The sequence below is a fragment of the Lysinibacillus parviboronicapiens genome (genome assembly GCF_003049575.1).
Classification (GTDB): Bacteria; Bacillota; Bacilli; order Bacillales_A; family Planococcaceae; genus Lysinibacillus; species Lysinibacillus parviboronicapiens.
On the sequence record NZ_PYWI01000013.1, the window covers coordinates 97,736 to 123,275 of the forward strand.

Below are 25,540 nucleotides of genomic sequence, written 5' to 3' on the forward strand. Positions count from 1 at the left end.
AACTTTTTCGTATATTAATGTATTCGTTCATCAAACCATTGCTTTAACTCTATATAAGGTGCATAGACAAGCTTTTGCTCTATATCAATCTGTTCTGAACGTTGTTTGTAAGACGGTGCTTCCGTAAGCGCTGTTTTTGGTGCATTCACGTTGACAGTCGTCAGTCCACTCTCCATTTTAACAAAATCAAGCTCAAAAAACACCTGTGTCATAAATTTTAATGCCTCTAACGGCCAGCCTGTATGCTTTGCTAAGTCTGGTAAGTGCATATTTAATGGGAATGCTGGACGGTTTTTCAAAAATTTGTAATACCAAGCAAATTGCTCACGTGTAGGCATCCCATTGAAATACTGTGAATCAGGCATATAGAAATGCGCATAAATACGAGAAGGCGCTGTTTTTTGCAACACATTTTCTAACAATTGAACATTTTGTGGCAAATCTAATAACACTATATAACTTGTTTGCGACACGTTTGCAAGTGTTGCCTCCACAAACAAAATTGGCACGCCAAGAAGCGACTGATAATATGTCACCGTCTCGGGACGGAATGCTATAAAAGTTGCCTCCTCTTTTGGTACAGTATTTAACCAACGTGAAGTTTGACGAATGCCACGAATATCAAATAATTGCCACTCTGTTGTTTGCACGTCCTCAATCATAAACTGAGGCTTTTTACGCCCTTGCCACTCATTAATTTGAAGATCACCAATAAAGGATACTTTAATGCCATATGTCAGTTCGTCATGCAGATGCCCTTTATGAAAGCCAACGCTATCCAATTTTTCATAGCCATCAGTTAATTCCATTTTAATATGATTTTCAGCTGCGCCAATTTTACGCATTGCGGCTATTTCGACATCTTCAAGTACATAAACAGGTTTCGGGAATTCGGTACCAAACGGGCCAAGCTTGGCAATTTCTTCAATAGCGTCCGCTGAAATTTCATCAATTTTAAGCGGAATATCAATATTGAGTACAGGTGTCAATTGATCTTCAGTTAAACAAGCTTTTGCCTGTGCATCTAATCTTGCTCGCAGTTCATCTACATGCTCAATGGGTAAAGTCATACCTGCGGCCATCGGATGTCCCCCAAAATGAGGTAAAATATCTCGATTTTTCGCCAGTTCATTAAACAGATGGAAACCATCGATACTACGTGCCGATCCTTTCGCAGTACCTTTCTCAGAGTCTAGTGATAGTACAATAGTCGGACGATAATAAAGCTCAACAAGACGAGAAGCTACAATCCCGACAACACCGGCATTCCAGCCTTCTCCAGCAACAACTAAGACCAGTGATTCGCTAATTTTTTCGTCTGCTTCAATTAATGCAATCGCTTCATCTGTAATACTCTTCACAATATCTTTGCGCTCCGTATTACTGGCATTTAGCTTTTTCGCTAATGCCGATGCTTTGCTACCATCCTCGGCCATTAGTAGTTCTACACCAGGCGCTGCTTCGCCTAAACGGCCAATTGCATTTAAACGCGGACCAAAGTAAAAACCAATTGTTTCTTCATTAATCTTTGATTGCTCTGCACTTGCTACCTCACACATTGCCTGTACCCATGGACTTAGTGAACGACGCATTTCTTCAATTCCACGTTTGACAAGATAACGATTTTCATCGACTAACGGCACTAAATCAGCCACCGTACCAATCGCCACAAACTCAAATAAATGCGTTGGCAGTTCCCCGTACAAAGCATGTGCTAACTTAAAAGCTACTCCCACCCCTGCTAGTTCGCCAAATGGATAATGCCCCTCTGGCACACGAGGATGTAAAATAATATCCGCTGGCGGTAGTTCCTCACCAGGCTCATGGTGATCTGTGACAATGACATCCATACCAAGCTCCTTCGCCACACGAATGGGCTCAATGCCTGAAATACCATTATCGACAGTAATAATTAATTGCACGCCTTCTGTATGTGCCTCACGGAATAATGCTTCATTCGGGCCATAGCCGTGCAAGAAACGGTTTGGAATTTTAAACGATACATCTGCACCAAGGTCTAGTAACACATTGAACATCACGGTCGTACTTGTGACACCATCTGCATCATAATCACCATATATTAATATCTTTTCGCCGTTTTCAAGTGCTTGTTTGATACGTGCCACTGCTTCTGCCATACCATGCATTAAAAACGGGTCATGAATATTTACTTCAGTCATATTTAGTAAACTTTCTGCTGCTGCAGAAGTTTCACAGCCACGTGCAGCTAAAATTTTTGCCGCAATCGCAGAAATTTGTAAGTCATTTTGTAATGCTTGTACAAGTTGTGCATCTGGACGCTCCACTTGCCATCTCTTTTTTGATAGAATCATTTTTTCACTTCCTCACGAAGGCTATTATACCGAAAATCAAGCAGGGACGCTATCCGTCAGTTTGACAGTTCTATCCGTCTACAACCTAAAAAAGCCTACTCTGTTAAAGAGTAGACTTCTCTCGCATATTTTTAGAGGCAGCCACCAGTGCTTCCACCTTACCAAAATCGCCTTCATGTAATGCCGTAACAATGGCACTGCCAACAATCACCCCGTCACCTAGTTCGCCCATGCTCACCACTTGTTCTGGTGTCGATATCCCAAAACCTACCAACACTGGAATGTGGCTCGATTCACGTAATCGCGCAAAATGTCCTGCTAAATCATCCGCAAAACTTGCACGTGTCCCTGTAATACCGTTTACTGTTACAGCATAGACAAAACCTTGGCTTGCTGTGGCGATACGCGCAATTCGCTCGGGTGGACTAGTTAATGATACAAGCTGTACAATATCCACGCCGTGTGGATTTAACTTTTCGCGTAAAATAGCACTTTCCTCTAGTGGTACGTCAGGTACAATCAAGCCTTTAACACCAGCTGCCAGACAAGCCTCCGCAAAGGATACTAATCCATAGGCCAATACAGGATTAAAATACGTCATCACCACTAACGGGACTGTTATTTCTTCACGGAATACAGCAAGTGTTTCTAACACTTTGCGCAATGTCACCCCTTCCGCTAAAGCACGCTCACCTGCCTGTTCAATTGTCGGTCCATCTGCTACAGGATCAGTAAATGGAATACCCACTTCAATCGCAGTGACTCCCAATTTTTGTAGCTTCAAGATAGTTGGTTTTATTGTTGAAAGTCCTCCATCGCCTGCCATGATATACGGCACAAAGGCTTTATTACCTGCTATTTTTACTTGCTCAATTGCCTGCTGTAATGTTGTCATGATACCCCACCTCCAAGTACTGCGTTGACTGTATGAACATCCTTATCACCACGACCCGATAAGCAAACAACAATGATGTCGTCCACACGCATCGTTTTTGCAAGCTTTGTTGTATAAGCAATCGCATGAGAACTTTCCAGAGCTGGTAAAATGCCTTCAGTCCGGCATAGCAATTGCAAACCCTCCAGTGCTTCACTATCTGTAATTGAATCGAATTTCGCACGACCAATATCGTGTAAATAACAATGTTCTGGTCCCTTTCCTGGATAATCAAGGCCCGCTGAAATTGAATGCGCTTCCTGAATAAAGCCATCTTCATCCTGCAATAAATACATGTAAGCACCATGTAAGACACCTAGCTGTCCCCCTGCAATGGCGGCTGCATGCTCGCCTGTTTCAATGCCATTACCTGCTGCCTCGACACCATACAAGGCAACCTTGTCATCATCTACAAATGGATGGAACATCCCAATGGCGTTACTCCCTCCCCCAATACAAGCAACAACAGCATCAGGTAAACGCCCTTCTTTATCTAAAATTTGTGCGCGTGTTTCATTACCAATAACGCGCTGGAAATCTCGCACAATTTTCGGAAACGGATGTGGCCCTAAAGCCGAGCCCAAAATATAATGGGTATCCTCGACATTTGTCACCCAATAGCGTAAGGCTGCATTAACTGCGTCTTTCAAAGTTTTTGAACCAGTTTCAACAGATTCGACTTTTGTGCCGAGTAACTCCATCCGGAAAACATTTAACTGCTGACGTTTAATATCCTCGGCCCCCATAAAGACCACACACTCAAGATTTAATAACGCACAAGCCGTCGCAGTCGCTACACCATGCTGACCCGCTCCTGTTTCAGCTACAATTTTCTTTTTCCCCATTCGTTTTGCGAGTAACGCTTGCCCGATGGCATTGTTAATTTTATGAGCACCTGTATGGTTTAAATCTTCGCGCTTTAAGTATATTTTTGCACCGCCAAGTACTTTCGTTAAGTTTTCTGCAAAATAAAGTGGTGTTTCACGACCTACATATTCTTTTAAATAATAGGCCAGCTCATCTGAAAACACTTTGTCGGCCATCGCTTCGTCATAAGCCAATTCTAATTCCAACAGTGCTGTCATTAACGTTTCTGGAACAAACTGTCCACCAAATTTTCCGTAGCGCCCTTCCTTTGTCGGCACGCTATTTGCAATCGTTTTCGTCATGTTACTCTCTCCTTTTTTACTAGCTGCAAAAATGCGACTATTTTTGCTATATCTTTGACACCTTCTGTCTCGACACCACTTGAAACATCTACCATAGACGGCGACACAAGTGACAGTGCTTCCTCGATATTTTCTACCTTCAAGCCACCTGCAAGAATTAGTTTTTCATGAGGAATGCCCGCTGCTTTAAGGAGCGTCCAGTCAAATGTATGGCCACTACCTCCTTTATAATCCGTGCCAGGTGCATCAAATAAATAATAATCGACATCATAACATGCAGCTTTTTGTACATCCTCCGCACAATGAACTGATAGGACTTTAATAGCGGGATACCCTTGTTCTCGAATAAAATCAGGTGTTTCCTCCCCATGATATTGCACATAATCTAATGGCACTTCATTCACTGCGGCCTGAAGTTCTTCAGATGTGGGATTGACAAAAACACCAATTTTCAAGACCCCTTCAGGCACATACTTTGCTAATTCACGAGCCTGTTCAATCGACACTAGACGCTTGCTCGGTGCAAAAACAAAACCTATTGCATCCGCGCCGGCCTGCACCGCCGCTTGCACATGTTGCACTTCCTTCAAACCACAAATTTTCACCTTTGTCATACAGATGCACCGGCTTTACTTACTTGTAAGCTCCTTAAGGCTGCTCCTGCATCGCCACTACGCATTAACGACTCACCTACAAGAACACCACTAGCCCCTATCGCCGCCACTGTCTGGGCATCGTCTGTTGTCCAAATACCACTTTCACTAATGAGCACGCGCTCTTCATCAAATGGAAAGGCTTCGGCAATTTCACGTGTACGCTCTAGACTCACTTCAAATGACCGTAAATCGCGATTATTGACACCAATTAATCTAGCACCGACAGCAATAGCTCGTTCAAGCTCCCGGATATCATGCACCTCTACTAATATTTCTAGCCCTAAACTTGTGGCATAGCTATATAAGTCACGGAAAAGCTCGTCTTCTAAGGCTGCCACAATCAGTAAAATAATTGATGCACCTGATGCTTTGGCAAATCGAATTTGTACACGGTCAATCATGAAGTCTTTACAAAGAATTGGTGTATTAACTGCATGCGCTACGGCTGCTAAATCATTAAACGAGCCTTTGAAAAACGCCTTATCTGTTAACACAGAAATTGCTGCTGCCCCAGCCTCTGCATAAATTTTTGCCTGTTTGACCGGATCTACCCCTTCGGCAATTACGCCCTTCGAAGGCGATGCACGCTTCATCTCAGCAATAACTTGCAATGTCTGTGATTTTCGTAATGTTTCAAACAAAGACATCCGCTTTTTTTCTATGAAGTTTGCTAATGGGTCAGGCTGTTCAAGTAAAGCTCCAACTTCTAATTTTTTTTGTTCAATAATTTTGTTTAAGATATTCATTGCCCTACCTCCACTTCTTTAATTTGCTCACTAAAGGCAACAACTGCCTCTAATTTCTGTAATGCTCGACCGCTCAATATACTATCCTTCGCCATGTCGACACCTTCTTTAACGGTTTGGGCGCTACCATAGCAAAACAATCCGATACCAACGTTTAGCAAAACTGTATCAAAGTAAGCACTTTCTTTACCAGCTAGTAATGTACGCATAATCCTCGCATTTTCTTGTGCATTGCCACCGCGAATTGCTTCTAACGGCGCATAGTTAAGTCCCGCATCCTCCGCCGTTAATGCAAACGGAATTAAATCTCCTTTATCTACAAAAACGAAGGTGTTCTGCCCAGCCAATGATGCCTCATCTAACCCTTGCGGACCAGAAACAACCATTGCCCGCTCACGGCCTAGCATTTGTAAAACAGAAGCATACTCCATGACAAAATTCGGTCGATTAATGCCTGTAAATTGTGTTGATAAAGAAACTGGATTTGTTAACGGACCAACAAGATTAAAAATGGTTGGCTTGCCAAGGGCACGACGCACCTCACCGATACGTTTTAATTTTGGATGAACATTTGGCGCATATAAAAAGGCAATGCCCTCTTTTTCCAAAAGCTCAATCGTCTGTTCTATGGAAATATTTGTGTGAATGCCAAGTGCCTCCAAAACATCAGAGCTACCCGAAGCAGAAGAAATTTTACGATTCCCGTGCTTTGCCATTTTGACACCTGCACCTGCTAATACAAACGCGGATGCAGTACTAATATTAAATGTATTTAAACCATCTCCACCGGTACCGCAATTATCCATATAAATATCCGATTTTGCGGGAACATCCAGTGCAAACGACCGCATAACTGTTGCTAATGCCGCCACTTCATATGCTGTTTCACCTTTTAAAGACAAGTCCGTTAAAAAACTAGCTATTTCACCCTTTGGAGTGTCGTCCTGAAACATCCATTTTGCAACCTCTAACATTTCTTCGTACATTAAATGTTCACGTTGCCGTACTTTCCCTCGTATCACGTCCATTAATTTGCACCTCCTTCTTTTCCGAGTAATTGTAAAAACAAGCGCTCTTCCTCTTCCACTTTTTTGAGAATTTCTTGGAAATTACTATATTTCGTAATCGTTACAGTTGTTTGCATATGCATGGTTTCGTTTTCTACGATGATAGATTTCCCTGTTAGCGCAAAATCTAGATGTCCATTAAAGCCGATAAATCCTAGAGCACCACCAAAAATACCAGCACTTTGAGACATTTTCTTCAACTGATTTTTTGCATGTTCCTTCGGGATACCTGTAGCAGCGAATGGTGGTAAAGTTGCAGCTAATACATCCAAAGCATGTAGCATCGGTAAAATTTGCCCCTCTACACGTGAAGTCATATGCAGAGCTTGCTTTGAACGCTCAATTCTCATGGCATCTATGACTCGAATAGAATCGCGAAAGCATACAGCTTGAAGTTCTTGTTGCATAGCAGTAACTAATACAGCATGTGATTTCCTCACTTCCACGTTTTCATATAATTTTCGTTCATTTGCTAAGTCCTCTACTTTTGTGAGTCCACGTGAAGAGATTCCTTCAGTAGGGGTCGCAATGACACGTTCACCCTTTACTCGAATTAGGCTTTCTGGTGAGGTCCCCAAGACAATATGGTCATCAAACGTTACATAGTACATATAAGGGGCTGGATTTTTTTTACGTAGTTGACGATAGAGTGCGAAAGCGTCCCCTTGTAAATTGGCTAAAAACTGTTTCGATAGTACGACACGTGCATTTTCATCATCTAAAGAATCTTTTATTTTTGTTAAAGACATTTCAAAGTGGTCATTAGTTGTTGTATTGCTTGTTTGATAACTACAAATCGAATCCTCACTCTCTCTACCTTTTAACAGCTGCTCAGCTAATACTTCTAAATTTGGCTCTTTATTCTCAGCATCAATATTTGTATGAATCAATGTCACTTCGTCTGTAACGTGGTCAAAGACAATAATTGTTTCATAGACATGGAAATGTACATCCGGGAGCTGCATTTCTTCTTGATTGGTTGATAATATTGCCGTTGCACCCTGGCCAACATAACCAACTGCCCCACCTGAAAATGGAAATTGTGTTGTGTTGGAAATGCGGGGCATTAAGCGCTTTAATAGTACGAAGAGGTCACCCTTATGTGTATAGGTTTTCTGTGTTTTATAGGAAAATTCTTGGATTTCATTGCCTATGCCTCTATACGTCTTCCGCGGGTTGGCTCCAATGAACGAGAAACGTCCCGTACTCTCATGCTGTGAGGAACTTTCGAGCAAAAATTTGTGCGTACCTTGTAAACGTCTAAAAATTAATAGAGGTGTAAGTGAATCACCGTTAATCGTTTTCATCTTTGTTCTTGAACTCGTTGTTTGCATATAGACTAGTCTCCTTTACTCAAAAATAATTTCATACTAACTGGCTTGGGAAATCCCCAATAAGTGAAGCTTCAATCAGCGGGGTTTTCTTCACCCCTCCTTTAATTGAACCAATCGGGCTATTACGGTCAGTTGGTCGACCACCTATCTCATTATTCACATTGGGGTGGGCGGCTTACTGACCGTTAATGCAGGAAAACACAAAAAAGCCCTCTGCAAAAAGGATTTTCCTAATTGCAGAGGACGATCATGACCGCGTTGCCACCTCATATTAGAGCTATGTGCTCTCACTTGTGTGCTTCATCTATATGGCCTCAGCTAAATGGGCACGTTGCTTTGGAGCATAAAACAGCTCAGCTATACCTGCTGTTTACTTGCTAAAACAAAAATTCCATTTGAGGCTATAACCTTATCAACGAGTGTTTAAAAATCGCTAAAATAAGGTTGAAGCACCCCCGATAACGTGGGGAATCCGTTCGCTATTATAAATAGCGACTCTCATAAGTCCATTCACATAAGCTACAAATCAGTTTACACCACCCACTGACTCTCTTACATTGCACACCTATGCTACTACTCTTATTCAACAATTTCTCAGCTATTCTCGACTATACTCTGCTCATCTGTTCTAAGGCTGATCTCGCTCCCGAAACCTTCTACCTGTATCGAACGAAAAGTTAGACTTATTCTATGCCAATCCATCATAATTGTCAATTAATTCTGATTAAAATAAGTGATTATATGTAAAAGTAGCAAATGATATGGAGAAGGTAGAATTACCTCTAAAATTCCCTAAGAAAGCCAGATAAATATCCTATTCTTGAATAATTTCCATGTATTGAACTTATAAAAATATCAAGTTATAGTAATTTCAGAACATAGATTCTTTAATAACCAGAGAAAGTAGGAACGTAAATGTCCGTTCGCAAAAAGTTAAATATAGGTTTTATTTTTCTTACATTATTATTATTAATCTCTAGTATCGTTTCATTTATTCAATTTAAAGCAGTTGAGGATGATCTTGTAGAGGTACTCGACCATCGTATTGTACAAATACAATTAACGGAAGAAATTCAACAAGCACTTGCCTCTCACGGATTATTTTTACGTTCATATGTATTGAATAGTGAAGATGCTACAACTCAAAAAAACTTACAGCGCTATGAAACGCTTTTACCAGAGACTATTCAGCAACTCTCAGACATTGTACGTTCTGATTACACTACAAATATCATGTAGCAAATAAATACGCTAAACAACAAGCTATTAACAAGTTCTTCTAAGGCTGTACAAGCCTTTAACAATGGTGATTCAGAATTAGCCTTATCTTACATAAATAATGACGTCACAAAATTTAACAAAGAAATTTACACGCTGACAAATGATTTACTCAACTATCATGATGAACAGCTGCAACAAGTAAAACATACAGCTAAACAAACAGTGACACGTGCAATTATTATTTCTATTGCATTACTGATTTTAAGTGCCATTGTTGGTTACTATTTTATGCATTTTGTGAAAAATGCAATCGTTCAACCGTTGCGTAAAGTGATTGACGCAGCACAAATATTAGCACAAGGTGATTTAACAATTGCCCAGCTTGAGCATCGTTCAGATGACGAGATTGGTACCCTTGCATCCGAGGTAAATACGCTAAAGCAAAATTTATCTGAGTTACTTATAAATGTGCAAGTGAACGCTGCCCATTTATCGGCCGCCTCTGAAGAACTATCAGCAAGTACTGAAGAAGTGACAGCAACTTCAACTGATATTGCACAGCGTGTGCAAGACACTACGACACACCTAACTTCTTCTGCGAGTGCTTCCCAAGAAAGTGCTGTGGCTATGGAAGAGACAGCTGGTGGTGTGCAACGAATTGCTGAGGCTACGCAAAATTTACATCATAGTGCAATGAACATGACGCAAATTGCCAATGATGGCGGCAAAACGATTACAACAGCAAAAGAGCAAATGGACACCATTTCAGATTCAACTATTCGTATTGCCAAATTAACACAAAAGTTAAGCACACAATCTGAGGAGATTGGTCAAATAACAAAGGTCATAACAGCGATTACAGATCAAACAAATTTACTAGCACTGAATGCAGCAATTGAAGCTGCACGTGCAGGTGAGCATGGTAAGGGCTTGCTGTCGTAGCAGATGAAGTACGTAAGCTTGCCGAGGAATCCAATCAGTCCGCTGGTCAGATTGTCGCCCTTACGGCTGAAATACAAGCAGATACACGCAATGTAACAGCTGCTGTTAATGAAGGCTTATCATCTGTACAAGATGGTGTAACAATGATTCACAATGCTGGAGATGCCTTCCACTCCATTGCCTGTTCGGTACAGTCATTTACAGAGCAAATAGAAGATATTTCTGCCACCTCCGAGCAAATTTCCGCAAGTGCTCAAGAGGTAGCAGCTTCTGTCACAGAGATTGCTAGTGGCGCTGGTATTTCTGCAAATAATTCACAAGTGATAGTCGAGGCTGTAGATGAACAAGCAGTAACGATGCAACAGGTCAATGCAGTGGCTGAGGAATTAAGTAACAATGCACAGCACTTACAATCCCTTGTGCAACAATTTAAAATATAGCAAAAGCCGACCACATACGAAGTATTGTCTGTGGTCGCCTTTTTGTTTTAATTTGTGGAAAGGTGAAAATTTTTGTTAGTCCTTGTGAACATTAACAACCTTTTTAGGTATATGTTGTTATTCAAGCATTAATCGAGTCCTAACGCTCACGCACTTTGCATCCCCTTTATGGCCAAATAAAATAGTATGTCTTAAAGTAGCAATGACCTTATAAGACAGTCTTATAGACAAACCTATATTTATTTTTTCAATGAAATCTCAAATTTGGAGCCAGCTTCTCCTGCAAAGACAATTCTACCGTTCTCTGGTAACAGAACTTCATTGTTACCGCTGACCACAGTGTAGTTAATGCAAACACCCGCTTGATCATATACAGCAAAAGAGCCCTTCGTAGGCATCTTAACCGTCATAACCTTTCCTTTTGCAGCCTCAGGCACTGAAAACCAGTTCGCATAGCCGTCCGCTTGAATCGTTGTCGAAGATATAAATTCTTTACCAGTGTAGAGCGGTTTTACAAGTTCCTCACTTGCGTATAAGTTACCTCCTGCTGTAACATACTCTAATCCGTTCTTCTTAAAGAAATTGATTTCCAAAGTATCTCTCCCAGCCATGCTAGGGATTTGCAGTTGGTTCGCTGCATTGTTTTCTCCAATAATCTTATTACTTAAAAAATATCCTGGAACTTCTTTAACCGTATCAATAGTTATCATTGATCCAGAATTGAAGTAAAGCATCGATGTATATTTCTCACTCACCAAGTAATATTTTTCACCTTCACGTTTCTCCCACGCGGCAGCTACGCCGCTGGGTAATACATTGGCTTCGAGCTTTTCAGCATTATACCCTGAGACAGCTGTTTGTCCTAGCCCCGGGAAGGTTATATACAAGCTGGACCATAAGTAAGTGCGCCCATTTTTCTCAACAACGAATTTTAATTTTTCTGTGCCTTCAGCGTTCACAAAAGAACCATCAGCTGTATACATATACTGTTTAACTGGATTGTCCGGAGCCGTTACCGTGGAAATTGACAATTCACCCACAGGATTAATTTCTACCTTCATTAAATTACCAGAACCACCCCCGTAAATACCTGCATACTGAGAAAATTCCTGCGGCATACTCGCCTTTATAGGCAAACCATGCAAATTGGCTGGCATCCGTTCATGAATAACCCCCTTCTCCTGAAGTGCACTAAGCAGCAGTTCATTCGCTAACAATTGATTTACTACGCTGGAACCACCTGAAGAAATAACAGCCGCAGCCATATTGTGTTCTGGAAGCACGACTAACGAAGAGTGATAATTCATCGTATCTCCACCTTTCGTAAGTGCCTTGATGCCGTATTCATTGAATGGGAATAAATTCACACTATCCCAGCCTAGCCCGTACGCGATGGAGGAAGGATCAGTTTGCTCTGGCCACATGCCTCTTTTATACTCTTCTTGTGCCATAGCTTCCACCGACTTCTTAGAAAGAATATTATCTACATGTCCAGTGAAAATTTGTGAGAATTTAACGAGATCTTCAGCTGTGGAGTACATGCCACCTGTTGCAATGATATTGTAATTCTCACTTGGGAGTTGGCCATTAAAAGCTGGGGAATAGATCCCGGCCATTGTCTTTGAATCCACTTGATCCAGCGGTGTTTTCGTGTGATTCATTTTCAGAGGCTCTGTCAAATACTTGTGAATAAAAGCTGTAAAAGACATGCCACTTACTCTCTCTACCAAAATCTCAGCTAATGTAAAACCATCGTTGCAATATACCGAGTACGCTCCTGGCTCTGCCTTTAAGTTTTGAGTCGCCAATTGCTCTAACAAATTATCGTGTGCATAAGTATCATTATCCCCATACAAACCTGTATTACGGTAAGAGGTTCCAAGAAGACCAGAGGAATGATTCAGCAGCATACGTGTTGTAATCTGTTTATAACGATCGTCTTTCATCTCAAAATCAGGTATATATTTTACAACGGGTAAATCCAAATCTACCTTACCTTCGTCTACAAGCTTCATAATGGCAGTTGTGAGTACCATTTTGCTTGTAGAACCTATACCATACATTGTATTTGAAGTAAGAGGAATATTGTCCTTTATGTCGTTTTTGCCTGCATGCCCTGAGATGACAATTTCTCCATCATCAATAATCGCATATTGCGCACTTGAGATGCCGTAAGTTTCTGTTATCAGCTTGGCTTTCTCAGTAGCTATTTTCTTAGTCGCATCAAATGTTACAACACTGCTATCGGTGGTTGTTGTGGCCTTTGCAGACATTGGAACTAACATTGATGCAGACATTGGAGCAAGCATTGTTAGCATAAGGGTTAAAGCGACGATTGGAGTTCGTTTTCTACCTGTTTTCGTGCCCATCTTCATTTTCATTACCTCTCTTATTTTCATTCGTATCTTCTCCTCTCATTATCTGTTTATTGGGCAACTAACGGGCCCTAAGGAAACCTATACGACGAATATATACTCCCAGTGACGTCAGTATGAACGGAGTATGAACAAATGAAAAAATGCTACAGCGCACATGCAAGAAGCTCGCACACGATGCCGTAGCATGGGTAGTACGAGGACCGTTTCGTTTAGATAATGCGAATGAGCGCATGTTGTTTACATCAACTAGTTACAAACAAACTTTCATTTTTAAAATTATCTACTGTCTTGCTTTACTTCTTCCATAAATGCCCTGAAGTTTTCAGCGATTTCTTTTGATTTGGTATGGTGTAAATAATGTGTTCCTTCAAATGTCATCACTTTTCCATATACAGAATCTTTTACTTGCTCTTCATGTAGTGTTGACCATCCTTCAATTCCAGTACTATTCGGTTGTAAAAAGAAAATAACAGGCAAGTTTTTTGGGAATGTTAAGTTTTCAGCTGCTTTAAAATTAGGAAACCTATTTTCTATTTCATTCACAATGGTGGGATTTCTAAAGTTTTTGTAAGAAAGAATTCTCATTTGTTCTTTTGTTTCATCATCAACTGGTAGTGCAGCATATGGGTCAGCACTTAGTTTCATTACCAATCTGCCTAAACCTGATTCTTTGAGTAGTGTAATTACTGAATTAGGTATTGGAGATTCAACAACCTTATCACCATATTGCCTTGGAGCGCTGCTATCGATCCCGACAAATGCACTCACTTCGTGTTCATATTTGTTCACATAATCTAGTCCGTAAATGCCCGCAATGGAGTGACCCATTAGAATATAGCGGTCAATTTTAAGAATCTGTAAAGCTTCATGAATTTCACTGACAATATTTTCTGTGCTTCGTTCTTTTTCGGTTATATCACTTAATCCATAACCAAATGGCTCAATCACTACGACTCTATAAAATGGCGATAACTCTTCTACTAGCGGCTTAAAATCAAGTGCTGGTGTTCCTGTTCCCAAACCTGGTAGTAGCACGACGGTTTCTTCGCCTTGTCCTTGAATCAAAACATTCATATTTTTCCCATCTACTGTTACAGACTGACCATAAGGTTTTATTTTTCCTTCCTCTACTTTGCTACTGATCTTATCAACGACAAAAACAATGGCTATAAAAACGACGAGTGCTATAACTAATGCTGCTAATATTTTAAGTAAAATGATAAGCAATTTTTTCCTCTTATTAGCTGGTTTTTTGCCTGTTGTTGTGTCCAAGTCCATTTTCTTCACCTTTTGTATTTTCACTCACATCTTCTCCTATCGTTTTGGGCTACCTTTTAAGAGCCCTAAGGAAAGCCTAAACGACGAAGATATACTCACAGTGACGGCAGTATGAACAGAGTATGAACAAGTGAAAAAAATGCTATCATCATGTACACAGTGAAAAACCGCCCCAAAGGACGGTTTTCATATCACTTATGCACACTTACTTTGCTTCTTTCATAAATTGTCTAAAGTTGTCAGCGATTTCTTTGAATTGGGTATGGTGTAAATAATGTGATCCCTCCATTGGGATCATTTTTCCATATACAGAATCTTTTACTTGCTCTTCATGTAGTGGAATCCATCCTTCTACGCCTGCATTATTCGCTTGTACAAAGAGAAGAAGAGGAAGGTCTTTAGGAAATGTCAAGTCCTGAGCCCCTTTAAAATTAGAAGATATATGTTCCATTTCATTCAAGGTAGTGGCATTATACATGTTTTTATTCGAAATCATTTTCATTTGCTCGACGGTTTGAGCATCAAACGCTAGTCCAGCATAAGGGTCACCACTTACTTTCATGATCAATCTTAAGAGACCTGATTTTTCAACAAATGCAAACGTTTTTACTGGCAATTCGACATCCATACCCGGTTGTGTTGGAACACTGCTATCGATTCCGACAAATGCACTCACCTCGTCTGGATATTTGTTGACATAATCAAGTCCATAGATACCTGCAATGGAGTGGCCCATTAGCGTAAATTTGTCAATATCAAGCTGTTGTAAAGCTTCATGCATCTCACTGACAATATTCTCAGTGCTTCGTTCTTTATCGGTCTCATCACTTAATCCATATCCGAAAGGCTCAATCGCAACGACTTTGTAAAATGGAGATAACTCATCGATAAGCAGCTTAAAATCAAGCGCTGGTGTAGCTGTTCCATAGCCAGGTAGGAGCACGACGGTTTCTTCTCCTTCACCTTGAATGAAGACATTCATATTTTTTCCGTCTACTGTTACAAACTGACCATAAGATTCTATTTTTCCTTGCTCCATCTTATTGCAGATAATATTAACTAGAAAAACAATAGCTAGAAAAAGCACTAAGACTATAGCTAAAACTGCTATTATTTTACCTATGATGGTTAACGTTTTTTTCATGATGTTTGCACGAGTGGTGTAGAGCGGTATGCTCGTTCTCTACCTTGTACTCGTGCCTACCCTCCCTTTCATTCTCTATTCGTATGCTATCCACATCCCGTATATTCCGGCTACTTTTACAAACCGATAAATACAGTTTATACAACGAAAGTGTACTCACGATGACAACAATATGTACGGAGTATGACACATAAAATAATGTTACAGCGTCACATGCTAGAAAACTCTAATGGTAGCTTGGAGAATGTGGCTTAGACAATGTAATTGATACAAAACTATTACAATAATTGTGACAGGAATTTTTTCACTACACTTATTTTATTTCATCCATATACGCCCTGAAATTTTCAACAATTTCTTTTGCTTTGGTACGATATAAATAATGATCCCCTTCAAATGTCATCACTTTCCCGTGTACTAAATCTTTTATTTGTTTTTTATACTCTGGTATCCATCTTTCAGTTACTTTATGATCTGCTTGTATAAAGAAAATAACGGGTAGATTTTTTGGGAATGATAAATTTTCAGCTGCTCTAAAATTAGCATACATATTTTCAGCTTCATTTAATTGGTTGGGATTAAACCTGTTTTTGTGTATAAGAATACTCAATTGTTCTTTTGTTTTATCATCATATGGTAGTGTAGCGTATGGGTCATCGCCTAGCTTGATTTGCAATCTGGCTAAACCTGATTTTTTGAGTAGTTTTAAAGTGCCTATTATTGGAGATCCAATCTTTTTCTCGCTTATCGTTGGCACACTGCTATCGAGCCCGACAAATGCACTCACTTCGTTTGGATATTTGTTCACATAATCCAGTCCGTAAATGCCAGAAATGGAGTGGCCCATTAGAATATAACGCTCAATGTTTAGCTGCTGTAACGCTTCATGTATTTCACTGACAATATTCTCTGTGCTTCGTTCCTTTTCGGTCAGTTCACTTAATCCATAACCAAAAGGCTCAATTACAACGACTTTGTAAAATGGAGATAACTCATCGATAAGTGGCTTAAAATCGAGTGCTGGTGCTGCTGTTCCATAACCTGGTAGGAGCACAACCGTTTCTTCTCCTTGCCCTTGAATGAAGACATTCATATTTTTCCCATCTACGGTTACAAACTGACCATAAGATTCTTTTTTTCCTTGCTCCATTTTATTGCAGACAATATTAACGAGAAAAACAATAGCTAGAAAAAGTATTATGGCTATAGCTAGAGCCGCTATTAATTTACCTATAATGGTTATCGTTTTTTGCATGATGTTTGCACGAGCACGAGGGTGTAGCGCGGCAATGGAAGGCCGTTTTCTCCTTTAGTCTCGTGCCTCTCCTCTCTTTCATTCTCTATTCGTATCTTCTATCCACATCCGTATATTTCGGTTACTTTTACAAACCGTTAAGGACAGCTTATACAATGAAGGTGTACTCCCTATGACCACAATATGAACGGAGTATGAACAAATAAAAAAATGTTACGGCGTCATATGCAACAAAGTTTACACATGACGTCATAACAGCGAGAATACGAGGTTGTCACCATAATTTGAACGTACAATTTGTAGTTACTTGTTCGGTGTTGCAATGGGCAAGGTGACAATGAAAGTCGTTCCGTTGCCGGGTTCGCTTTCTACGCGGATGTTCCCTTGATGAAGCGAAACGATCTGTTTAACAATGGCAAGCCCCATACCGCTACCAGTATACTTACGACTATGAGAACGATCGGCCTTAAAAAACCGCTCGAATATACGCTTCTGGTCCTCGTAGGAAATTCCAATGCCTTTATCGGATATTCGTACTGTCACGTTTTTGGTATCTTGTTTAATGCTGACGTTAATCACGCTGTCATCCTTGGAAAATTTGATACTATTCACAAGAATGTTTGTCCATACCTGGTTTAATTGATCATAATCAGATTCTAGTCGAACGGCTTCCAAATTAAGCTCAAAACGGATGTTGCGAGCCATCCATTGCGGCTGAATTGCCACAATGACTCGTCTGATTTGTTCATCAACACTGACTGTGTCCAGCTGCAATTGCTGTGACTGCGATTCAAGCATACTCAGTTTTAATAGACTATCGCTCATCTTGGACATTCGATCTGCTTCAGCAATGATAATATCAAGATAACGATGTCTTTCGTTATGTGCGATGTCTTCTTGCTTGAGCGCTAGAGCATACCCCGATATTGAGGTAAGCGGTGACTGAACTTCGTGTGACACATTGGCTACAAATTCCCTCCTCATCTTCTCAAGTTGCTGCAGGTCGTGCGTCATTTCTTCGAAGCTACGCGCTAAAGTACCTAGCTCACCCGTTTGCTTAATATTCAGCTTGACATTAAAATCGCCACCTGCTATATGTCTAGTCGCTTTTGTCAGCATTTTGATTGGTTTGACTAGGAACATGGCAGCAACCAGAATCAATAGGCTTCCTGCAATCAACGAATAGCTTGAAAAGTTTAAAATCCATTTTATTACAAAAGAGGTGGAAGGAGGGGCTATTGGTTCTACAAACATCGCTTGCTTGCCCCTTTCAGTTATCATCGGCAAGCCTAAGAGAACCGTAGAAACTCCACCCCGATTAACTTGAACTATTTCTCCATCTAGCACTTTTTTCACTTGTTCATTCGTCACAGTGATAAGTTTGTGTCCGTTCAACGCTCCGTATGACTGGAACTGCCCCGTATCTTCGTAAATTCGAATATGATAGGAATTGAGCTGATTCATGCCACTTACGAATGCGTCTGCTTCACGTAACGGCAATGTCTCATAAATCTTGGCGACGTCCTGACCAAAGTTTAGTAAGGGGATTCCCAAATTTTCGTTTAGTTTATCTTCAAATACCCAAGTTGCGACAAAAAAGGCAATGATCGTACCACCAATTACGGACACTAAAAATATTAGCACTACGCGTGTATATAAAGATTTGATCATTCACGCACCTCAAGGCGATAACCAAGCCCACGCACCGTTTCGATACGAAAATCGGTAGTAGTCGCAAACCGTTCACGCAGGCGTTTAATATGTACGTCTATCGTTCGATCATCTCCAGCGTAATCAATCCCCCAAATTTGATCGATTAACTGTGTGCGCGTATAGACTTGTCCGGGAGTTCCGGCGAGCTTATAAAGTAATTCGAACTCCTTCAATGGCAACGTGAGTGACTCCGTGCCCCTCATCACCTTATAGGTATGTCGATCAAGAATGATGTTGCCGAATTGAATTGTCTGCGTTGAGCCAATTCGGTATCGTTTCAATAATGCCTTAACACGAACTGACAACTCCAACGGATCGAATGGTTTCGTCAAATAATCATCTGCTCCAAGTTCAAATCCTTTCACTTTCTCCCATGTTTCGCCCCTTGCAGTCAGTAAAAGTAACGGAAGATCAGGATTGGCTCTTCGGAGCTCCTTACACAATGCCCAACCATCCATCATCGGCATCATGATATCGAGCACAACAAGATTAACTTGTTCCGTAGCATAAACGGCCAATGCTTCCTTGCCATCTCCCGCTTCTACAGTTGTGAATCCGTCCTTGCGTAAAAATAAACAAACGAGTTCGCGAATGTTCACATCGTCGTCAGCAACTAATATAGTAGTCATGTGTTACATCTCTCCCTGTTTTACATGCCATATTTGAAATAATCATTATACTATAAATATAATAGAATTCCCTCTAATCTCCCTCTAATTGTGAGCTGCATATTAGTAACTGTGCCAGCGTTCGTATGCGAAATTCACAACAAACTGAGTATCTTTCATTATCAACTATTCTTACAACCGATATGTGAACAGTCGCTGCATGCAATCAGCTATTAAACGATAAAACTTTATAACCATGATGGGTTTTATGCATAAAAAAAAGATGCCGTCTGTAAATTACAGACAGCATCTTCTTCAAGTTGACTAGAGTTTTTTAACATGTCCTATATAAAGGGCAGGGTCACTTCATCTAGCAAGTAAGATAATAAAAATTTATTAAACAGTAGGTTCGTCAGTACCCCATTGTTTTTTCTCTTTTTTGTGTAGCTGGCCATCTGATTTTTTCATCTCACGGATTTTTAGTGAGTACCAGATTTGTGCTGCGATACAAATAGAAGAATACATACCAGTGATTAAACCAATTAATAACGCAATTGAGAAGTTTTGAATAGATGGTGCCCCTAAAATTAACAAGGCCACAACGACGATAATTACTGTTAATACCGTGTTCACAGAACGTCCCATTGTTTGACGTAATGATTTATTCACGATATTCGCCAGTACTTCACGATCTTGAATGGTATCATATTGATTTAAGTTTTCACGCATCCGGTCAAACGTAACGATTGTATCATTGATAGAGTAACCGACTATCGTCAGCACTGCAGCAATGAACGTTATATCTACTTCTAGACGGAAGAAGCTAAATACAGCAACAATTAAGAATACGTCATGGAGCAAGGATACAATTGCCCCTACACCCATGCGCCATTCGAAACGAACCGCTACATAGATAATGATGCCAAGAGCAGCAAGTGATAAAGCATAAATCGCATTTTTCACAAGCTCTTTTCCGACTGTCGCTGAAACAGTACTAACTGACGGTTCATGGCCATATTTTTCGCCAGCATCTTTTTTGAATTTTAAAATCTCATCTTGTGATAAGTCATCTTTATAACGGATAACCGCCGAATTGCTCTTTTCACCAGAAAGAACGATATCCTCTGATGGGAAGCCGATGCTATCGATATATTTAGAGACTTCTTCTTTGTTTAATGTTTGGTCTGCTTCAATCTGCACACGTGTACCACTTGAGAAATCAATGCCAAGATTTAAGCGGAAGATACCAATGACTACTAAACCAGCTACTAAAATAGCTAATGAGAAGGTATAGAATTTTTTACGATTATGAACAAAGTCAAAACGATCAAACTTCGTTGATAAATCTAGCGTACCTATATTTTCGTCTAAACTATGCTGTTTAGATTTTGCAATCCCAAATAAAGCTGGGTTATTGACGTAACCACTGTTCACAAGTAATCCCAATAGTACTCGAGATCCCCAAACAGCTGTTAGGAAACTTAGTAAAATCGAAATAATTAATGTTGTAGCAAAACCTTTAACAGAGCTTGTCCCAAATTGGAAGAGTACAGCTGCTGCTAATAACGTAGTTAATTGCGCATCGATAATTGCAGATAACGATTGTTTGGAACCTATTTGGAACGCCTGCTTTACCGAGTGTCCTACGCGCAGTTCCTCTCGGATACGCTCCGCAGCTAAAATATTCGCATCTACTGCCATACCAATACCGAGCACAATGGCTGCAATACCTGGAAGTGTTAAGACAGCATTAATCCAATCGAATACGACAAGGACTAGGAATGTGAAAATGCACAGTGTAATAATTGATATGAAGCCAGGTAAACGATAATAGAATAGCATGAAGAGGAAGATGATAACTACCCCTACAATTCCGGCAAAAACTGTACTTTTCAGTGCTTGGTCACCAAATTGTGCGCCAACTGAAGTAGAGTAAGTTTCCAGTAGTTTTACTGGGAGTGCCCCAGCATTTAATATGCCTGCCAAATTTTTTGTTTCTTCAACTGTAAAATTACCACTAATCATTACATCTGTAGTGTTTAATGTTTGGCTTACTGTTGCAGCTGACGCATAGCGAGGTTTAGCTTTTTGTGATTCCGCTTTATATGAATCAACACCCTCTTCAAAGTCTAACCATACAACAAGTAAGTTCTGACCTGCTGGCTTTGCTGCAATTTTACTTGTAATATCCGCAAATTTTTTCGCATCTTTTAATGTAAGTGAAACAATTGGACGATTTTGTTGGTCAAATGAATCACTAGCACCATTTGCCTTTAAATCATCACCGTCTAATAATAAATTATCATCGACATCACGGAATGTTAAGTTCGCTGAAGTCGACAATAATTTACGCGCAGATTCTTGGTCTTCGACACCCGCTAATTGCACACGAATGCGGTTCTCACCCTCAACCTGAATGCTAGGCTCACTAACCCCCATCGTATTAATACGATTGTTAAGAGCCGTTGCAGTAGCTGTCACAACTTCTGGTGTGATTTTTTGTCCTTCTTTTAATTCTTTTACTTCATAAAGAACCTCAAACCCGCCCTGTAAATCAAGGCCAAGCTTAATGTCCTTTAAGACGCCTTCTACAGTCGTACTCATGGTAGATATAAATAACACCATAAGCAGCACGAATGCAACAATACGACTTCTTAATTTCATCTAAAAATCCTCCTCGAAATGGTGCAAGGACAACCCTTACACTACAAACAAGTATACTTGCAATACTTTTGAAGCGTTTATTCCTCCTTTTCTTCTAGAATAATATTACTTGTGCTTCAAAAGAAATTGCTCTACTTAGTTCAATCGTTCAATAACGCGCACATTTATACAGCTTGTTTTTTTGACGAAACTTGTACAAAGTAAAAAAGCGCAACACACTCATTATGAAACACGTTGCGCTTGGTGTCAATTCTACACTGTAGTATTCTTTTAATCTTTTACAGATCCTACATATTCTGGTTCGACATTAACAGGACCAAGCAATAATTTTAGCTCGTCCGTGTTCACTTCTGCAAACCAATCATTACTTTGTAAAAACTCCACTTGGTTAAACGATACGATATCGGACGGCCTTACAGCAAAAATAGTAGCGATTACTTCATAAAGGCGTAATTGCTCGATATTTTTTTTCCGCCACTTCTTTTCTACACAAAAACGCCATAGTTCCTCCGCTGTAATAGCATCGTACTGAAAGTGCTTGAATTCTTCTATCTTACTATCAATTGCCGGACGAATTTTTTCAAATAGTTGCGCATGTTGCATACTCATTTTGAATCATCTCCAATCAAAGTTGTATCGTAAGACGTGTTTGCATACAAATAGTGTAAATGAATTTTTGCGGCTTGAGAAGGGACGGATGGCATGAGTTCTTTTGTACGTGGTACATTATTTTTAATGTTTGTTATTTTTTTATCTAAACTCTTTGGCTTCTTTTATAGAATGCAATTTATGCGTATTGCAGGTGAAGAGGCTGTCGGTATTTATATGACCGCCTATCCTGCATTTATTTTCTTCATCTCACTCATTCAATTAGGACTACCTATCGCCGTGGCAAAAATTGTGGCAGAGTTACTAGCAAAAAACAAACGAGAAAGCATTTTCGGTGTTATGCGTACGGCCATTCTCTGGTCGTTTATTGGTATGATTGTTTTTATGCCACTCGTTGCACTCACTATACCTTACATTTCTTCTACACTTTTACATAATGAACAAACAACATTTACACTATGGATTGCACTCTTTGCTGTACCTGTATCCGTTGGCTCTGGATTATTGCGTGCCTATTTACAAGGTGTCGCTAAAATTACGCCAACGGCTTGGGCACAAATGCTTGAACAAGTTGTACGCATAGGTTTCATTACCTTTATGCTACCCTTTGTGGCTGCCTATAATAATGCGGCAGTGACAGCGGCCTCTGCCATGGGTATTACGCTTTTAGCGGAAGTAGTTGCTTTCTTGTATTTATGGCTCCACTATATCGTTTCAAAGAAAAGATTATTGACACGGAAAAGCAAAATTGAGTCCTATCCTGCCTCCCCAATGCTACGAGTTGCACTACCGTCTGCGGGAAGCAAGCTTTTTGGCTCCTTCACATGGTTTTTAGAGCCCATTATATTTTTAAAAGCATTAACAATGGCAGGTCTAACCGCTTCTGCGGCAACCATTCTATATGGGGTCATTTCAGGCGTTTTAGTACCACTTTTATTATTCCCAGCATTCGTATCCACCGCACTGTCAATCGTATTGATACCTGCTGTTAGCGATGCTGTAGCACGTCAACATACATCTCTCTTACAGGAGAGGATTTCTGTCTCCTTACGCCTTTCCTCTTTGGTAGGTTGCTTTGCCGCTACGTATTTTTTTATTCATGGGGACGAACTTGCTATGAAGCTCTTCCACTTAGAGGAAAATCGTGGCTATGTGAAAATTTTAGCACCAATTTTTTATTTTTATTATATTCAAAGTCCATTACATTCGATTTTGCAAGCCATTGGCGAGGCGCGAGCTGCCATGATGAATTCCATATATGGCGGCCTTGGTAAATTATTTGTCATGTTTGTCCTTGCTTCACAATCGGGTATACAGGAAAAAGGTGCTGTTGTAGCCATTGGCTTTGGTGTGTTGCTCACATCGTTCTTGCACATTGCGACGGTACGACAACGTAAAAACTTACGCGCTGGCTTCCGTATGTTCGTTGTTCCTTATAGCTGCTTTATAGCCGTTTGTATCGCGCAATATTTTATCATGCAGTTCATGCCGCTTCCGTTTATTTTAAGTAGCTGTGTTACGCTATTTTTACTGTTCACGTTCTTATTGTTTTCCAATCAGTTACGCATGACAGATTTACGCTATATTCGCAAGCTGGCAAAAAAAGTTTAGGATTCTTTCAGTTGAATATGGAGTCGATTGTCCTCCCATATACAAAAAAACACAGCACTACTGTCCTTAATATTGTTTTTGTCAAGCTCTGCCATTAACCATTCAACATCTTTATGCATAATCATTAAATGCCTTTCCTGAATATCACCGTCGATAATAAGTGGATAGACAAAAGCCTTCTCATCTTTCTTATAAACGGATAGATTGCCAGAAGGCTCTAAATATGCATACGCAATTTCTGTAACAGAAGCGATACCATGTTCACGTAATTGCTGACATAAATCATCTAAATTATAGCGTTGTTTGCGCATTTCACGTTCTAAGATGACACCATCTCTAACAAGTAACGCTGGTTCACCATCAACTAAATCACGGATTTTTTTATTTTTTAACGATAAATAGGCACTGGTGATTTGAATAATCAGCAATATGAGTATTGGCAAAATCGCATTAAATAACGGGTTTTCATAGTCATCCAGTGCAAAGGCAGCTACCTCTGCAATTAACACAAATACAACTAAATCGATTACAGATAACTCACCGACTTCCCGTTTACCCATTAATCGAAATATTATTAGTATGAACACGTATAGAAAACATGTTCTAAAGATAATCGTTAAATATTCTTCCATACAGACACCCCCATACTATCAAGGTGACCGTGTTAGTGATTTTTTATACAAAAAAAGCTGTGTCAAAATGTATCACCATTTGCAATGACCTAAAAATATGAGACAAATAAAAACACCTTTCGTTGAAAAACGGGTATTGAATACCAAACAATCAACGTGGAGGTGTTTTTTCTATGGGTACAAGAGTAAGTTATCCAATTGAGATAAAAATGAAAGCGATTGAAATGAGGTTAGCTGGTGTACCAGTGAAGGAAGTGCTTGAGCAATTAAATATTAAAAATCACACGCAACTAAAAGTGTGGATGAAATGGTATCGTGAAGGAGAGCATCAACGATTACAACAACCGGTTGGGAAACAATATTCATTTGGTAAAGGTCCTGAATACGATACAGAAGAGGCACGTTTACAAGCTGAAATTCGTTTCTTAAAACAACAAATTGAAGTACTAAAAAAGTACAAAGAACTGGAGAGGAAGTGGTTGGACAGGCATTCGTAGACCTCGTAGAAGAATTAAAAGGAACAATGTCTATTCAAACCATTTGTGCACATATGGGCGTGGCGAGAGCGACCTATTACCGTTGGCGAAAACACCGTGGAATACTGTCCAATAAAGATAGTCGAGATCAAGCGATTGGTGAAGCTTGTGCAGCCCATAAATATCGTTATGGCTATCGTAAAATCGCTACTTTATTTCCAGAAATCGCAGAAAAAACGGTACAAAGAGTGATGCAAAAATATAATTGGTCTTGTCGTGTCAAAGTGAAAAAGCGTAAACGTACCGGTCAACCAGCGAACATAGCAGACA

At 40.0% G+C, this 25,540-nt stretch carries 19 protein-coding genes, 2 pseudogenes and 1 other annotated feature; of the genes and pseudogenes, 5 read left to right on the plus strand and 16 right to left on the minus strand.

Going from position 1 to position 25,540, the window contains the following annotated elements:
• Positions 1–14: 14 nt before the first annotated feature.
• From recJ to C9J35_RS12910, 7 genes are all read right to left on the minus strand, one after another.
• A complete protein-coding gene (gene recJ, locus C9J35_RS12880) occupies positions 15–2,333 on the minus strand; it encodes a single-stranded-DNA-specific exonuclease RecJ (protein WP_107924818.1) in 2,319 nt (772 codons plus the stop codon).
• 103 nt (positions 2,334–2,436) lie between these two features.
• Positions 2,437–3,228, minus strand: coding sequence for a tryptophan synthase subunit alpha (gene trpA, locus C9J35_RS12885; protein WP_054767792.1), 792 nt, complete (start codon positions 3,226–3,228; stop codon positions 2,437–2,439).
• Positions 3,225–4,436, minus strand: a complete 1,212-nt coding sequence (gene trpB / locus C9J35_RS12890; protein WP_107924819.1) for a tryptophan synthase subunit beta — start codon at positions 4,434–4,436, stop codon at positions 3,225–3,227. The genes trpA and trpB overlap by 4 nt, the downstream gene beginning before the upstream one ends.
• On the minus strand, positions 4,433–5,050 hold the full coding sequence (locus C9J35_RS12895) for a phosphoribosylanthranilate isomerase (protein ID WP_054767793.1): 618 nt from the start codon (positions 5,048–5,050) through the stop codon (positions 4,433–4,435). The genes trpB and C9J35_RS12895 overlap by 4 nt, the downstream gene beginning before the upstream one ends.
• Complete coding sequence (gene trpC, locus C9J35_RS12900; protein ID WP_107924820.1) at positions 5,047–5,838, minus strand: indole-3-glycerol phosphate synthase TrpC; 792 nt, start codon at positions 5,836–5,838, stop codon at positions 5,047–5,049. Before trpC ends, C9J35_RS12895 begins: the two co-directional genes overlap by 4 nt.
• A complete protein-coding gene (gene trpD / locus C9J35_RS12905; RefSeq protein WP_054767794.1) occupies positions 5,835–6,866 on the minus strand; it encodes an anthranilate phosphoribosyltransferase in 1,032 nt (343 codons plus the stop codon). The genes trpC and trpD overlap by 4 nt, the downstream gene beginning before the upstream one ends.
• The gene (locus tag C9J35_RS12910; protein ID WP_107924821.1) at positions 6,866–8,239 is read right to left on the minus strand and encodes a chorismate-binding protein; all 1,374 of its coding nucleotides are present in this window, start codon (positions 8,237–8,239) and stop codon (positions 6,866–6,868) included. The genes trpD and C9J35_RS12910 overlap by 1 nt, the downstream gene beginning before the upstream one ends.
• Before the next feature lie 236 nt (positions 8,240–8,475).
• Positions 8,476–8,835 (minus strand) — a binding site (T-box leader).
• Between the two features lie 319 nt (positions 8,836–9,154).
• Between C9J35_RS12910 and C9J35_RS24180 the strand changes: the two genes are divergently transcribed.
• Together C9J35_RS24180 and C9J35_RS24735 are read left to right on the plus strand one after the other, a co-directional pair.
• The gene (locus C9J35_RS24180; protein ID WP_235616295.1) at positions 9,155–9,478 is read left to right on the plus strand and encodes an MCP four helix bundle domain-containing protein; all 324 of its coding nucleotides are present in this window, start codon (positions 9,155–9,157) and stop codon (positions 9,476–9,478) included.
• A gap of 270 nt (positions 9,479–9,748) precedes the next feature.
• A pseudogene (locus C9J35_RS24735) lies at positions 9,749–10,842 on the plus strand (methyl-accepting chemotaxis protein).
• Positions 10,843–11,081: 239 nt separating this feature from the next.
• Here C9J35_RS24735 and C9J35_RS12920 read toward each other — a convergent pair.
• From C9J35_RS12920 to C9J35_RS12955, 8 genes are all read right to left on the minus strand, one after another.
• The gene (locus C9J35_RS12920; protein WP_107924822.1) at positions 11,082–13,241 is read right to left on the minus strand and encodes a serine hydrolase domain-containing protein; all 2,160 of its coding nucleotides are present in this window, start codon (positions 13,239–13,241) and stop codon (positions 11,082–11,084) included.
• 255 nt (positions 13,242–13,496) lie between these two features.
• Positions 13,497–14,498, minus strand: coding sequence for an alpha/beta fold hydrolase (locus tag C9J35_RS12925; protein WP_107924834.1), 1,002 nt, complete (start codon positions 14,496–14,498; stop codon positions 13,497–13,499).
• A 205-nt stretch (positions 14,499–14,703) separates the two neighbouring features.
• Positions 14,704–15,642, minus strand: coding sequence for an alpha/beta hydrolase (locus C9J35_RS12930; protein WP_107924823.1), 939 nt, complete (start codon positions 15,640–15,642; stop codon positions 14,704–14,706).
• Positions 15,643–15,955: 313 nt separating this feature from the next.
• Positions 15,956–16,897, minus strand: coding sequence for an alpha/beta fold hydrolase (locus tag C9J35_RS12935; RefSeq protein WP_107924824.1), 942 nt, complete (start codon positions 16,895–16,897; stop codon positions 15,956–15,958).
• A gap of 303 nt (positions 16,898–17,200) precedes the next feature.
• Entirely contained in the window at positions 17,201–18,568 is a 1,368-nt protein-coding gene (locus tag C9J35_RS12940; protein WP_107924825.1) for a sensor histidine kinase, read from the minus strand.
• Positions 18,565–19,239, minus strand: a complete 675-nt coding sequence (locus tag C9J35_RS12945) for a response regulator transcription factor (protein ID WP_054767796.1) — start codon at positions 19,237–19,239, stop codon at positions 18,565–18,567. The genes C9J35_RS12940 and C9J35_RS12945 overlap by 4 nt, the downstream gene beginning before the upstream one ends.
• A 375-nt stretch (positions 19,240–19,614) precedes the next feature.
• Complete coding sequence (secDF, locus tag C9J35_RS12950) at positions 19,615–21,882, minus strand: protein translocase subunit SecDF (RefSeq protein ID WP_107924826.1); 2,268 nt, start codon at positions 21,880–21,882, stop codon at positions 19,615–19,617.
• 270 nt (positions 21,883–22,152) lie between these two features.
• Positions 22,153–22,491: a post-transcriptional regulator gene (locus C9J35_RS12955; RefSeq protein ID WP_107924827.1), complete on the minus strand. Its 339-nt coding sequence runs from the start codon at positions 22,489–22,491 to the stop codon at positions 22,153–22,155.
• 93 nt (positions 22,492–22,584) lie between these two features.
• Here C9J35_RS12955 and C9J35_RS12960 point away from each other — a divergent pair, with 93 nt between their 5' ends.
• The gene (locus C9J35_RS12960) at positions 22,585–24,102 is read left to right on the plus strand and encodes a putative polysaccharide biosynthesis protein (RefSeq protein ID WP_107924828.1); all 1,518 of its coding nucleotides are present in this window, start codon (positions 22,585–22,587) and stop codon (positions 24,100–24,102) included.
• On the opposite strand, the gene C9J35_RS12965 is transcribed toward C9J35_RS12960, so the two are convergent.
• On the minus strand, positions 24,099–24,734 hold the full coding sequence (locus C9J35_RS12965) for a DUF421 domain-containing protein (protein WP_107924829.1): 636 nt from the start codon (positions 24,732–24,734) through the stop codon (positions 24,099–24,101). The genes C9J35_RS12960 and C9J35_RS12965 overlap by 4 nt on opposite strands.
• Before the next feature lie 173 nt (positions 24,735–24,907).
• Here C9J35_RS12965 and C9J35_RS12970 point away from each other — a divergent pair, with 173 nt between their 5' ends.
• Entirely contained in the window at positions 24,908–25,231 is a 324-nt protein-coding gene (locus C9J35_RS12970) for a helix-turn-helix domain-containing protein (RefSeq protein WP_025117564.1), read from the plus strand.
• A pseudogene (locus tag C9J35_RS12975) lies at positions 25,210–25,540 on the plus strand (IS3 family transposase); the annotation flags it as partial. The gene C9J35_RS12970 and the pseudogene C9J35_RS12975, both read left to right, overlap by 22 nt.

What these genes read in the sequence shown, in the direction of transcription:
- recJ (WP_107924818.1), bottom strand. Translation starts at nt 2,333, where the DNA reads ATGATTCTATCAAAAAAGAGATGGCAAGTGGAGCGTCCAGATGCACAA.
- trpA (WP_054767792.1), bottom strand. Translation starts at nt 3,228, where the DNA reads ATGACAACATTACAGCAGGCAATTGAGCAAGTAAAAATAGCAGGTAAT.
- trpB (WP_107924819.1), bottom strand. Translation starts at nt 4,436, where the DNA reads ATGACGAAAACGATTGCAAATAGCGTGCCGACAAAGGAAGGGCGCTAC.
- C9J35_RS12895 (WP_054767793.1), bottom strand. Translation starts at nt 5,050, where the DNA reads ATGACAAAGGTGAAAATTTGTGGTTTGAAGGAAGTGCAACATGTGCAA.
- trpC (WP_107924820.1), bottom strand. Translation starts at nt 5,838, where the DNA reads ATGAATATCTTAAACAAAATTATTGAACAAAAAAAATTAGAAGTTGGA.
- trpD (WP_054767794.1), bottom strand. Translation starts at nt 6,866, where the DNA reads ATGGACGTGATACGAGGGAAAGTACGGCAACGTGAACATTTAATGTAC.
- C9J35_RS12910 (WP_107924821.1), bottom strand. Translation starts at nt 8,239, where the DNA reads ATGCAAACAACGAGTTCAAGAACAAAGATGAAAACGATTAACGGTGAT.
- C9J35_RS24180 (WP_235616295.1), top strand. Translation starts at nt 9,155, where the DNA reads ATGTCCGTTCGCAAAAAGTTAAATATAGGTTTTATTTTTCTTACATTA.
- C9J35_RS12920 (WP_107924822.1), bottom strand. Translation starts at nt 13,241, where the DNA reads ATGAAAATAAGAGAGGTAATGAAAATGAAGATGGGCACGAAAACAGGT.
- C9J35_RS12925 (WP_107924834.1), bottom strand. Translation starts at nt 14,498, where the DNA reads ATGGACTTGGACACAACAACAGGCAAAAAACCAGCTAATAAGAGGAAA.
- C9J35_RS12930 (WP_107924823.1), bottom strand. Translation starts at nt 15,642, where the DNA reads ATGAAAAAAACGTTAACCATCATAGGTAAAATAATAGCAGTTTTAGCT.
- C9J35_RS12935 (WP_107924824.1), bottom strand. Translation starts at nt 16,897, where the DNA reads ATGCAAAAAACGATAACCATTATAGGTAAATTAATAGCGGCTCTAGCT.
- C9J35_RS12940 (WP_107924825.1), bottom strand. Translation starts at nt 18,568, where the DNA reads ATGATCAAATCTTTATATACACGCGTAGTGCTAATATTTTTAGTGTCC.
- C9J35_RS12945 (WP_054767796.1), bottom strand. Translation starts at nt 19,239, where the DNA reads ATGACTACTATATTAGTTGCTGACGACGATGTGAACATTCGCGAACTC.
- secDF (WP_107924826.1), bottom strand. Translation starts at nt 21,882, where the DNA reads ATGAAATTAAGAAGTCGTATTGTTGCATTCGTGCTGCTTATGGTGTTA.
- C9J35_RS12955 (WP_107924827.1), bottom strand. Translation starts at nt 22,491, where the DNA reads ATGAGTATGCAACATGCGCAACTATTTGAAAAAATTCGTCCGGCAATT.
- C9J35_RS12960 (WP_107924828.1), top strand. Translation starts at nt 22,585, where the DNA reads ATGAGTTCTTTTGTACGTGGTACATTATTTTTAATGTTTGTTATTTTT.
- C9J35_RS12965 (WP_107924829.1), bottom strand. Translation starts at nt 24,734, where the DNA reads ATGGAAGAATATTTAACGATTATCTTTAGAACATGTTTTCTATACGTG.
- C9J35_RS12970 (WP_025117564.1), top strand. Translation starts at nt 24,908, where the DNA reads ATGGGTACAAGAGTAAGTTATCCAATTGAGATAAAAATGAAAGCGATT.